Source organism: Streptomyces sp. NPDC025618 (assembly GCF_055558795.1).
In genome coordinates this window covers 1-11695 of sequence record NZ_JBVHLW010000077.1, presented here as the reverse complement: position 1 = coordinate 11695, position 11695 = coordinate 1, and the positions used below count along the sequence as shown (strand labels likewise).

Here is an 11695-nt window from a genome sequence, read left to right as displayed (position 1 = left end):
AGCAGCGCCACGGCAGCGGAGAACACGACCAGCCCGTCACCGAACACCTGGTGGCACGCCACCTGTCCACCGCCGGGCAGCCCGACATCGACCTCGTCATCCGCACCTCCGGCGAACAACGCCTCTCCGGCTTCATGCCCTGGCAGACCGCCGAAGCCGAGCTCTACTTCACCGACGCCGACTGGCCCGAATTCACCCACGAGGACTTCCTGCGGGCACTGCACTCCTACGCCCGCCGCGACCGCCGACACGGCCTGTGAACAATCCCACCGAACCAACAACCAGGATTCCGCTACTACCAATCCGATCCCGAGAACCCATGGCGCGACCGAGACGCGACCCGGCCGCCGCTGAACTGAAAATGAAGGCTCTGCGCTCCTGCCCCGTACCTCCTTGAACCCCATCTGGAGTAAGCACCGTGGCTTCAAAAGTTCCTCAGCTTTCCCCGCGAGGTCACGCCGTGATTATCGGTGGAGGGTACGCCGGGCTCCTCACCGCACAGACCCTCTCCGAATTCTTTCAGCAGGTGACGGTGGTGGAACGAGACCTTATTGCTGAAGAGTGCGTCAGCCGTAATCGAACACCTCAGCAGCATCATTCCCACGGAGTAATGGCCCGGGGGGGTGAGATTATTGAGGAGTTGTTCCCTGGAATCCGGGCCGAGCTGGCGGGCCTGGGCGCGCCAGTATTTGACTTCGGTATGTCCGCCCCCGTCCTCCTCCCTACCGGGTGGACTCCCCGAGTGGCGGCCGGCTTCACGATGCAGACCTTCAGCTGGGCGGCACTCGATGCATGTATTCGCCGGAGGGTCCTGCGAAATCCCCGGATCAGGGTGCTGGATGGCCACGACGTCTGCGGAATCCTTGTAGGGCCGGGCACCACTGAGGCGAAAGGAGTCATGGTTCGGCCATGGCGCCCGAACGGATCCCTCAAGGACTCTGTCCATCTCAGGGCGGATCTGGTAGTGGAAGCCGGAGGCCGTTCGTCCCGTCTTCCGAAATGGCTGGCCGCGGCAGGGCGCGACAGGCCGCAGACCCAGACTCTCGACGTTCCCTACGCGTACGCCTCACAAGTGTATGAAATCAGCCGGGACACCGCACCGGAATGGTCCGTCACCCAGCAAATGCCTTACGCGCCTACCGTGCAGCGTGGTGGGGTCGCACTCAGAGTGGACCACTGCCACTGGTTCGTCACCCTCATGGGTGCCGCAGGCGATCTCCCTACCGGAAAGGAAGAGTTCACGGACTTCGCCCACGGGCTCCGCAACCCACATGTCGCACAAATAGTGACCCAGGGCACACCCGTATCCCGCATTCACCGATTCACCAATCTGGCCAACCGCTGGCACCGTTATGACAGGCAGCGAGATTTTCCGGACCGCCTCCTGGTCATCGGGGATGCCTTCTGCACCCTCAATCCGGTTTACGGGCAGGGGCTGACCGTTGCAGCGATCCAAGTTCTTATTCTCCGGGACCTGCTGCGAGGCTGGACCAGGCCGCAGCTCGACGGGCTGGCTCACAGGTTCCAGCGGAAAGCCGGGAGATCTGTCCGGCTGCCGTGGACGGTCGCCACAAGCAGCGATCTCGGATGGGCCCCACAAGCACCCAGGGGCAGCACGCGAGCTATTCGCTGGTACATGTCCAGGGCCATCGCCGCCCTTCCCGACGACCCTCATCTGTACCGGCACTTCTGTCGAGTCCAGCACATGATCGACAAGCCGACAGTCCTCCTCCGTCCGGAACTGCTCCGCCGGGTCTTCAGGCGGTGCCCTCAAAGTGATGCACCCCGTGACCAGGCCGGTGACAACGGAAAGGGCTTCTGATGGATACTGTGCGCCGGCTGCCACGGGGCAGGGCGTCCTGGCTGATGACCCCGGTGACGGCATGGGCTTCGGCGGGGGCCTTCTTCCTGCTCGTCGGGGGGTGCGTCATCGGCAGGTGGCTCGCCTCTGGCGGATTCAGCCTGGGAACTCGCGGCCTGGAATCTCTCAGTCCCGGTCGGCAGATCACTCTCTGGGCTTCCCAGGGAACGGTCGCGATCCTCACTGTCACGCTCATCCTCTGGGCCGTGCGGCAGTGGCGACGGGAAAAACAGCTCACTTTCGATGTTGCGCTGTACCTCGGCTATCTGTCGCAGTTCTGGATGGATCCGATGCAGAATCTGCGACATGTGCGGGTAATGTTCAACGCCGCCGCGCTGCATACCCCCACCTGGGGGCCTTATATTCCGGGGTGGAGCAGCCCCGGACAGGAAGGGCAGATCCAAGGCATCTTCTCCGGCTGGTTCGGATACAGCATGGGTGCAGCGTGGCTCTTCGTTTTCAGCACGATTATCCGGCGGACTCTGCTGGCTTACCGGCCGCAGCTCAGTGGGATCCGCTTCGTCCTGGCGGTTCTTTCCATCGCGACGGTTCTTGACCTTCTGATGGAGAGTTTTTGGATTCACGCCGGAGGATACCTCTACGCCGAAGGGTGGCCGCCGCTCACGCTGTTCTCCGGCCGGTGGTACCAACTGCCGCTCTACCGCACCGTGCTGGTCGCCGTTTTCTGGGTTTCAATCCCCTACCTGGCCCGTCATTACTATCTCAAGAAGGGATCCGGCATGGTTGTCCTGCGAGGCATTCAGGGGATTCCTGCCCGCTGGCGGTCAACTGTCCAGGCGCTGGCCGTCATCGGCCTGCTGGACTGCTGCATCCTGAGCATCCACCTGCTCGTGTCCCTGACCAGTCTGATTGGAGGGCAAATCCCTCTCAGCAACCCCCCTTATCCTTACGTCTAAGACGTGAAACCTCCGGTGGGCATTCGCAAGGCGACCCCTGATTGACGACTCTTCCACTGTGCACGGAAATGGCAGAAAATGGCTGGTTGCCGGATGCGCACGGCCGCGCAACCACAGGAATCGGAGAATGGCATGCCGCACGTCAGGTTCGAAATTCCATTTCCCTACAGGATCAGCCCTGCACTGGAATCTGCCCGGGTCCGCCATGTGGCTTTCCTGCGGCGTCACGGTCTGATCAAGAGCGATGCCTCAGAGGAACGTTATTTGCTGGACAAGATTCCCGAGCTCGCCTCGATGCTCTATCCGCAGACGGACGCACCGGGGACTCTTCTGGCTGCCGACCTGATCGGCTGGATGGCTTTCTTCGACGATTTCTGCTCGCGCTCCGCTTATACTCCTGGAGGAGTGGCAAGTTTGTGCGACGAGTTCATCGCGCTTACCGGAACCAACCCGGACCGCGCGCCGCGGAGTCCGTTGGCCGGCGCGTGGTTCGACGTATGGGAGCGTGAATGTTCCGGGAAGACGCTCACTTGGCAGCGTAATGCTCTGGAGCACTGGCGCACTTTCATGCGCGCCTACAAGGAGGAGGCCATTGAGCGGGAGGGGGGTGGAGTACCCGGCCTGAAACGGTACATGAAGTTGCGCCGCACGACAGTTGGCCGATCGGTCTATGCCGACCTCATCGAAGCCGCCGGCGGGTTCGAGATCCCGGCACACGCCGTAGAGAGTCCTCAACTCCAGGAGATGATCGATATCTGGAGTGATGTAGTCGGCTACGTCAATGACGTGTACTCCCTCGAGCGCGAACAGGCTCAAGGCGAAGTCCACAACGTGATCGTGGTATTGCGCGCGGAACATCAGTGTTCTCTCGAGGAAGCGGTGAAGCTTACGTGTCAGATCGTTGACACCAGGCTTTTCCGGTTCAAAGAGCTCGATGACGGCTTCCGCGAGACCGGGAGCCGGCTGAACCTCGACGCACTCCAACGGGAAAACGTCGAGCGCTATATCGACGGCCTCCGTTCGCTGATGCGCGGAAATTACGACTGGTCTCGCATCACCGGGCGCTACACGGCGAAGGACGTACTCGCGGGGTCCGGCCCTGGCTACCTTACCGACGCTGCGAGCCCGGCTGACCCACACCCCGGATCCACCGGCTTGATTCCGGAGTGATCGTTCCGGCAACACCGCTGCGTTCTCTGCCCTCCTCACAGCGCTGCACGCGTGACAGGTACGGGGCTGCGTATCCAGCCGTGCTCACGCATTCCCCACAAGTCCGTGCATTCGTCGACGCTTTTGCGATCCCGTCACACGCGCACGGACAGACAGCGCCCCCGGAGTCTTTCCGGCCAGTACATCCCGCCCTCACCGCCGGCCCCGCCACCCTGATGCAGCAGGCAAGGGTCTGCCCGGGCACTGCCCTCCGGGGTGTCAGGGATGTCCGCCTAGGGTGATCCAGCCGTCCGGGATCCAGCCGCTGACGTAGCCGTCGAGGAATTCGCCGAGCTCGGGGATGGCCGGCTGCCCGGCCGCGCATGCCGTGTGCCGGTAGGCACCCATCGCAGGGCCCGGCTGCCGGTGGGGGGAGTCAGGGCCGTGGGGTCGGCGGCGTGGGCGATGAATACGCGTGCCTCCCGGCGCCGGGCACGGCCGTGCCGCGCGGGTGCCGATGCCTGGACGCGGCCCTCGGTACCGGCTATCGCCAGGGCTCCAGGCGGGCCCAGGGCACAGGCCAGGCGTCGGGCGGCCTGCGTATAGGTCTCGTTCTCCTGCCGGCGCAGCCCGGGCAGCGTCCATGCGCGGGCACCGGCGGTCTGCGGGCTCACCAGAGCGACGCGGTGGCGGTCGTCGAAGCAGACGAGGAAGACCTGCCGATACAGCAGTGGTGCATATGTGCACATGATCTGACGGTACGGCGGGGCCGGCCGCGTGGGACCGGGCGGGGCGAGGGGCGGCGGTGTTCTAGCGTTCGGGCGGCAGGACGGCGGGGCCGGGCCAGAGCTGGAACCCGAAGGCGGCTTCCAGCCGGGCGAGGGTGCCGAGGTCGGGCAGGACCTTGCCGCGCAGGACGCGGCTGATCGTCGAGTGGGTGATGCCCGTGGCCTCGGCCAGGGTGCGCAGGCTGTGGTCGGTGGCGGCCAGGGCCCGGTGCAGGTTGCGGGCCAGGGCCTGGCCGTAGTGGGCGCTGGCGGGAGCGTCCGGGGCCAGGACAGCATGCGGCCAGGCCCCGTCGAGCACGTAGTGGCACGGCACCTTGTCGTTGCTGCTCCGGGGCATGCGGAGATCATTCCATGTGCCCACGGGCCCGTCCTTCCCACTGACGCCCTCGCGCCCCGGCATCGGTGTATGTATGAACCGAGCTCAGGGGCGGGGCGGGAGTCTGCGGCCGACCGACACCCCGCTGGGGCAAGGCCCGCTGACCGCGGCGCGGTCTTTCCGTAGGCCGCCGGGCTGTGTGCTGTCCGGCGTCCACCGTGCAGGCCCCCGGCGCCACGAACGGGGAAACTTTGATCACCTTCTCTCGTGCCTGACCTGCGGTTTTCCCGGAGGGCAGGCTGGCCGGGCAGGCGCGTTCGCACAGCGTTTGGCGCGCGTCGACGAGGGGAGGTGCGCGGTGCCGCACCGGGAGTATGTGGCAGAGCTGATCGGGCAGTTGAAGCAGTTGCTGGAGGAGGACAGCACCCGGCTGTGCCGCGCGCAGGCGGTCATGGAGGCCGCAGAACGCGACGCCGCCGGAGCCCGGCTGCGGACCGAAGCCGGCCTCGGCGCCTTCCGTGTACTCGAGCAGCGCCTGGAAGCCCTCACGCCTTCACCGGCCGGCATGAGGGACGAGGAGGACGGGGCGTCCCCGGGCGGGAAGGGCACGACGATCGTGGAGGCGGTCCTCGACTTCCTGGCGGGGCGGGAGAAGGCCGCCACGCACGAAATCGTCGCGCACGTGCAGAGCGTCAGGAAGCACGCGAACAACAGCACGGTCAGCCCCGAACTGACGCGGCTGAAAAGGCGGGGCCGCATCGTGCACGTCGAGCCCGGATGGTGGCAGATCTCCGACACCGAAAGGAACGCCCGGGCCGCCCCGGAACCGTGAGAAAACGCGAAGGCCGCCGTGGCTTGGACCCCGCCGGCGGCCTCGCTGAGGTACGCCCGCGAATGGGCTCACCACCGGCAGTGTAGGCACACTTCCCCACCGCCCGGTGAGCCCTCCGTCTCCAACGCGCCTGTACCGGCGCGGGATTGGTTCACCATGCGACTGCGCGATTCCCTCCCACGGGTTAATCACGCCCGGCCCTTGCCGTACCGCCTCCGCCCTGCCGGAGGCCGTTGATGAGCGGTATCTGGCCGCAGGAGCGTGTGCTGCCGACCGACCGGCTCCAGGTGAAGCAACAGATCAAGGTCCTGTGCGCACTCGCCGACCTGACGGGCGAAGAGGCGCGGCCGGTGCGAAACGCCGACCTCGCCCGGCGCATGGGCCGCTATGCCGACTCGGTCACGGGCACTTTGGGCTACCTGGTCGGCACGGGTCTGGCCGAGGGCGGCCTCGGCCAGTACCGGGCGACGCCCGCCGGACGCGAGTTCGCCGCATTGTGGGACACGGACTCCGTACGGGCCCGGCTGGTGCTGAACCGGCTCTACCAAGGGCACTGGGCGGCCCGGGAGGCCGGGCGGATCCTGGCGGACCGTCCCCTGCCGCAGGAGGAGGCGGCCCGGCTTCTGCAGCAGGGCCTGCGGGGCAGGAAACGCCGCGGGATCTACCTCGTCGATTGGCTCGCCATCGCGCTGGTCGTCCACCGCGACGAGCGCCTGTACGTCAACCTCCCCCCGGCCGACGACGCCTCCGCGACGGACGCCGCCCAGGACACGGGCGCGCCGGGCGGCGACGCCGGAAGGGAAGGCCGGCTGGAAGAGGCCGCAGGGTGCGGGGAGGCGCTGGTCATGGGGCTGACCATGGGCCAGCTCCGGGAGCTGCCCGACGAACAGTTCGCCAAGCTCCTCAACGGTCTGGCCCAGAGCGTCGAGGCCCTCAACACCGTCCCCGTCCCCTCCGCCTGAGACCACACCCCCGACTACACCCGTCGGCCCCGCACCACCCCGGCCGTCAACCCGGCAGCCCGTCCCGCATTCACCCCCCGGAGATCACCACGAACTGACACTCCGGCCCCGCACGCCCCGGAGAGCCGCCCTCACCGGTTCGGCCGCCTCCGGTGGCCGGGCGCCTCCACCCACCCCATGGTGTATGTATGCACCGCTTTTGTATGGGCGGGCCCCCGCCCTCCCGGCATGTCCCGCTCCCGCCACCACGTCCTGCGGCGGCCGGCCGTGGCTGAGGTGCCCCTGGCCGCCGCGGTCGGGGACGTCCTCGCCGTCTGGGCCGCCATGGCCGAGCGGGGTGAGATGTCCCGGCAGAGCCTGGACAAGTTCACGCTCCTGCTCCTGCGCTGCCGGCGCTATGCCACCGCCCGCGGGGCCGTCCTGCTCGCCGAGGTCACGCCACAGCTGGCCTCGGCGTTCGTCGACGCCCCCGGCCGCACCCGTCACGGCACCGTCTCGCACCCGGCCCCGGCCACCCGGTATCTGCGCCGCAGCGTGCTGCGGATGTTCTTCCGCACCGCCCGCGAGCTGGGCCTGTGCGAGCACGACCCCACCTGGGCGCTGGACCTGCCGCCCCGCGTCCGCGGGTGCGCGCGCCCGCTCAGCGAGGACGAGGCCATCGCCCTGCGGTACGCGGCGGAGTTCACCGACCGGCCCACCAGACACGCAGCAGCAGCCCTGACCGGCCACCAGGACCCCACACCCACCAGCGCCGGTCTCCTACCATCCGCTAACCTGTCCTCGACCGCCCTGCACACACCACGCACGGCGGTCGAGGAGCAAGCTGAGCCCGCCGAAGACCCACCAGGGTTTTCATCAAGGAATCCAGCAAGCCCCGCCTCCGTAGCTCAGGGGATAGAGCACCGCTCTCCTAAAGCGGGTGTCGGCAGTTCGAATCTGCCCGGGGGCACGACAGTGGACGTGGTCCACAGCGCCGTAAGGGCCGGCCCGGAGGAGTGATCCTCTCGGGCCGGCCCTTCGCCGTTGCCGGAGCGCTACGGCCGGGCCTTCTTGCCGAATGCTCTGCGGGCGCGCAGCGTGCCCACCCGCGGCCGACGGGGAGGGGCGGGAGCGGGAAGAGCGTGCAGGAGGGATGGCCGCCAGTACGCTGAAACCAGCGGGAGCGGGCCCGCCGCACCGTGTCCGGGAGGTGCGCTTCATGACGGCCGAGACGGTGGCTCCGGCGTGGATGCGTGAGCAGATCACGGCGGAGGCGTACGAGTCCTGGTCCGAGGAGCAGTGCGCCGGCATCGAGATCGTGGACGGGATGGCCGTCGTGAGGCCGAGCGCGTCCAAGCGGCACAACCGGCTTGCCCGGATCCTGGCGAACGCCCTGGAAGCCGCCGCGGGCCCGGGCTGGAACGCCGACACGGACTTCGACGTCCGGCTTCAGGACGTCCCGCTCACCAATCGCCGCCCGGACGTCGTCGTGTACCGCGCAGACACGATCGACATCACCCCGACCCGCCCTGAGCACGTGCTGCTGGTCGCGGAGGTGGTGTCACCGGGCTCGGAGACCACCGACCGGATCGTGAAGGTCGACCAGTACGCCAAGGCAGGCATCGGCTTCTACTGGCGGATCGAGCAGGCCGCGACAGGTGTTCCTCTCGTGTACACCTACGTTCTCGACCCTGCGACGAAGACCTACCGGGACGGAGACGTATTCACCGGCACCCTCAAGGTGGCGGCCCCCTTCCCGGTGGAGATCGACCTCGGCCGGCTCTGACCACGCGCTGCTCAGGGGGCCTCGCGACGGACCCCCGCGAACGGGCACGGCACCCTGTTCGCCGTGCTGAACGACGACACCGCTCGGCACGCGCGGGAGGTGTGGTGGCGTCAGGACGGCGGTGCCTTCAGGTCGTTGATGGTGAGGTCCGAGAGTCGGACCGAATACCAGACGTCCTGGGGCTTGCCGCCGGACCAGCGTTCGGTGAGGACGACCGTGGCGTGGCCCGCGCCGCTGCCCTCGTAGCGGGCCTTCCAGGAGGCGGGGACGTTCTGAGCCTGGAAGACGGGGTCGGCGTCGTGTTTGAGGGCCCAGGTGTCGAGGCGTTTGTTCAGGTCGGAGGTGAGATAGCGGGCGCGGACCTCGGCGGGGGTCGAGCCGCCCTTGCGGAGGACTGCCTGCCGGTAGTCGCGGAAGAAGGAGTTGACGCGGACCTCGGCCCGCGACTGCTGAGCTGCCGTGACCGAAGGGGCGGCCCGGGTGTCCGCGGCCTGCGCGGCAAGGGAGAGGGGGCCGACGGTCAGCAGGGCGGCGACGGCAGCGGCGGCGCAAAGCCTCGTGCGGTTGGGCATATCCATGACGTAACCACGTACCCATAAATCCTCACATCACTCACTTGGGTGAGCCACGCCGGACCCCATGAAGATCACCTCCCCCGATCGGATCATCTGAAGTCGACTAAAGTCGGATTCCTTACGCTGGTTGTGGGGCCAGTGCGCGGTCCGGGGCGCTGGGGCGCCCCGAGGGGAGGGCATGTTTCCGCATGAGTCGTCGCTCCAATGGACTGATGGGCATCTGGGCCGAGGCCCAGCGCCAGCAGCAGCGCGAACGTGAGGCCGCGCACCGGGAACGGATACAGGCCCAGCGGGAGCAGGAGCGGCAGCAGCGGGCGTACGAACGCGAGACCGCGCGGCTCGACCGGGAACAGCGCGCGGCCTACCGCCAGCGGCGCGAGGCCGAGGCCATGCGCCGTACGGAGGAGCTGGAGGGCCGGGTCGCGGAGCTGACCGGGCTGCTCGCGGCCGGGTGTGCCGCGCCGGCGTTCACGCCGGCGGCGCTCCGCAGACCCGAGGAGGTCGACCCCTTCCAGCCGGGGCACCTGGCGCACCCGGTGGCGATGCCCGACCCCGGTCAGTACCGCTTCGCGCGCCAGCAGTTCGAGCGTGACCTGCAGGCCGCGCAGGCCGCCGAGGCGCAGCGGCAGCGGCAACTGGCCGCGTACCGGCAGCAGTACGACCAGTGGGCCGCCGGACAGCTGGCCGAGATACGCCGGTACAACGCGGGCGTCGCGGAGATGACCGAGGCCCTGCGCGAACGCGACCCGGACGCGGTCGTCGACTACTTCTCCGCCGCGCTCTACGCCTCCTCCGCCTGGCCGCAGGAGTTCCCGCACCAGATCTCCGCCGCGTACGACCCGGGCGCGCGGCAGTTGGTGCTGACGTCGGAGCTGCCGGGCTACGAGATCGTGCCGGAGGCGAAGGCCGTGCGGTACATGCCGACCGCCGACCAGGACAAGGAGACGGCCCGCCCCGTCGCCCAACGCCGGGCCCTCTACCGGGACGTACTGGCGCAGTGCCTCCTGCTGACGGTGCGTGAGCTGTTCGCCGCCGACGGGTTCGGGGCGCTGGAATCGGTGGCGCTCAACGGCTTCGTCGACGACCACGACCCGGTCACCGGGCGGCGAGCGCAGATCGTGCTGGCCACGGTCACCGTGTCGCGGCAGCTCTTCGAGGGGCTGCACCTGGCGCAGGTCAGCGCCGTCGACTGCCTCGTGGACGGGCTGGGCGGCCAGCTGTCCGCCCGCCCGGACCAGCTCGCGGCCGTGCGGCCGGGGCGGATGCCCGACGAGGTGGGCCGGGGCGTGGTCTCGCACGGCGGCGGTGACGACCCGGACCTCTTCGAGATGGACCCGGTCGAGTTCGAGGGGCTGGTCGCCCAGCTGTTCCGCGCCCGCGGGATGCAGGCCGTGATGACGACGCGCTCCAACGACGGCGGCGTGGACGTCGAGGCCCTGGACCCGGACCCGATCAGCGGCGGCCGGATCATCGTGCAGGTGAAGCGGTACCGCAAGACGGTGCCGCCGACGGCGGTCCGTGATCTCTACGGGACGGTGCAGGGCGCCGGGGCGAACAAGGGGGTGCTGGTGACGACCTCGGGGTTCGGCCCCGGTTCGTACACCTTCGCCAACGGGAAGCCGCTCACCCTGGTCTCCGGGGAGGAGCTCGTCGGCCTGCTCGGCCGGCACGGGCTGCGCGGGCGGCTGGGCTCCGGTCCCGGCACGTCGGCGGCGGCCGCGGCGGCGCGCGAGCCCGCGCCCGATCCGGGACCGGAGCCGGAGCCGGCCGCGGGTGATCACAACGTCCTGGGGATGTCGTGGTCCGGGCGGGTCGCCCTGGACGTGTGCGCGCTCGTCTGCCAGGGCACGCGGGTGCTCAGCGACGATCACTTCGTCTTCTTCAACAACCCGGCCACCCCCGACGGCTCCGTACGCGCCGTGCCCCCCTCCGCCGGGGACAAGGCGGCGGTCCGGGTCGCCTTCGAGGCCCTGCCGCGGGACGCGGACCGGCTGGTGCTGGTCGCCGCGGTGGACCCGCAGGCCAACCCGGAGGCCGACCTCTCGGGGTTCACGGACGCGCGGATCCGGCTGTCCGACGCGGCCGGGACGGAGCTGGGTCAGCTGGAGGTCTCGGACGGGCGGCCCGGCGAGACGGCGCTGGTCCTCGGCTCTTTCCGCCGCCGGGCGAACGGGGACTGGGATTTCGTGCTGGGTGGGCGGGGGTATCGGGGCGGGCTGGAGGAGCTTGTCCGGGAGTTCGGGATCGAGGTGGCTTGAGGGTTGGGCGGTGCCGTGCCGCCTGCGGCGGGCTTTTCCTCAGGCCCGCTCCTTGCCGCACTGGGGCGCGTGCCCCAGGCCCCCGGCTGCGGGTCCGTGGCGCCTGCGGCGGGCTTTTCCCCAGCCCCGCCCCTTCCCGGCTGCGTCTGATATGCGGCTCCGCCGCGTGGGGGGCAAGCCCCCAGACCCCCGCAACACGCTTCGCGCGTTGTCCTCAAACTCCCCCAGCTACCTCCCCCAGACTCCGTCCGGGGGTGCCCCCAGAGGTGCCC

At 68.8% G+C, this 11695-nt stretch carries 11 protein-coding genes and 1 tRNA gene; 9 read left to right on the top strand and 3 right to left on the bottom strand.

Annotated features, from left to right (window positions below; translation table 11 throughout):
- From ACZ4A5_RS31160 to ACZ4A5_RS31145, 4 genes are all read left to right on the top strand, one after another.
- On the top strand, positions 1-260 hold a 260-nt coding region (locus ACZ4A5_RS31160; protein WP_467591615.1), incomplete at its 5' end, for an undecaprenyl diphosphate synthase family protein.
- A gap of 200 nt (positions 261-460) precedes the next feature.
- Positions 461-1822 (top strand): FAD-dependent oxidoreductase, encoded by a 1362-nt coding sequence (locus ACZ4A5_RS31155; RefSeq protein ID WP_467591612.1) that lies wholly within the window; start codon positions 461-463, stop codon positions 1820-1822.
- Between the two features lie 44 nt (positions 1823-1866).
- Positions 1867-2778, top strand: a complete 912-nt coding sequence (locus ACZ4A5_RS31150) for a spirocyclase AveC family protein (protein WP_467591610.1) — start codon at positions 1867-1869, stop codon at positions 2776-2778.
- Positions 2779-2910: 132 nt separating this feature from the next.
- Positions 2911-3948 carry a terpene synthase family protein gene (locus ACZ4A5_RS31145; RefSeq protein ID WP_467591607.1) on the top strand — a complete coding sequence of 346 codons (1038 nt, stop codon included), beginning with the start codon at positions 2911-2913 and terminating at the stop codon, positions 3946-3948.
- Between the two features lie 258 nt (positions 3949-4206).
- Here the strand turns inward: ACZ4A5_RS31145 and ACZ4A5_RS31140 are convergent, their stop codons facing one another.
- Both ACZ4A5_RS31140 and ACZ4A5_RS31135 read right to left on the bottom strand, forming a co-directional pair.
- A complete protein-coding gene (locus ACZ4A5_RS31140; protein ID WP_467591605.1) occupies positions 4207-4335 on the bottom strand; it encodes a hypothetical protein in 129 nt (42 codons plus the stop codon).
- 402 nt (positions 4336-4737) lie between these two features.
- On the bottom strand, positions 4738-5052 hold the full coding sequence (locus ACZ4A5_RS31135; RefSeq protein WP_467591602.1) for a helix-turn-helix domain-containing protein: 315 nt from the start codon (positions 5050-5052) through the stop codon (positions 4738-4740).
- Between the two features lie 337 nt (positions 5053-5389).
- On the opposite strand from ACZ4A5_RS31135, the gene ACZ4A5_RS31130 reads away from it, so the two are divergent.
- From ACZ4A5_RS31130 to ACZ4A5_RS31115, 4 genes are all read left to right on the top strand, one after another.
- A complete protein-coding gene (locus ACZ4A5_RS31130) occupies positions 5390-5863 on the top strand; it encodes a hypothetical protein (protein WP_467591600.1) in 474 nt (157 codons plus the stop codon).
- Between the two features lie 236 nt (positions 5864-6099).
- A complete protein-coding gene (locus ACZ4A5_RS31125) occupies positions 6100-6825 on the top strand; it encodes a helix-turn-helix domain-containing protein (RefSeq protein ID WP_467591597.1) in 726 nt (241 codons plus the stop codon).
- An 876-nt stretch (positions 6826-7701) separates the two neighbouring features.
- Positions 7702-7774 (top strand) — tRNA-Arg (locus ACZ4A5_RS31120).
- A 249-nt stretch (positions 7775-8023) separates the two neighbouring features.
- The gene (locus tag ACZ4A5_RS31115) at positions 8024-8590 is read left to right on the top strand and encodes a Uma2 family endonuclease (RefSeq protein WP_467591594.1); all 567 of its coding nucleotides are present in this window, start codon (positions 8024-8026) and stop codon (positions 8588-8590) included.
- Positions 8591-8700: 110 nt separating this feature from the next.
- Here the strand turns inward: ACZ4A5_RS31115 and ACZ4A5_RS31110 are convergent, their stop codons facing one another.
- Complete coding sequence (locus ACZ4A5_RS31110) at positions 8701-9162, bottom strand: hypothetical protein (protein ID WP_467591591.1); 462 nt, start codon at positions 9160-9162, stop codon at positions 8701-8703.
- A gap of 191 nt (positions 9163-9353) precedes the next feature.
- On the opposite strand from ACZ4A5_RS31110, the gene ACZ4A5_RS31105 reads away from it, so the two are divergent.
- Positions 9354-11423, top strand: coding sequence for a restriction endonuclease (locus ACZ4A5_RS31105; RefSeq protein ID WP_467591588.1), 2070 nt, complete (start codon positions 9354-9356; stop codon positions 11421-11423).
- Positions 11424-11695: the final 272 nt, after the last annotated feature.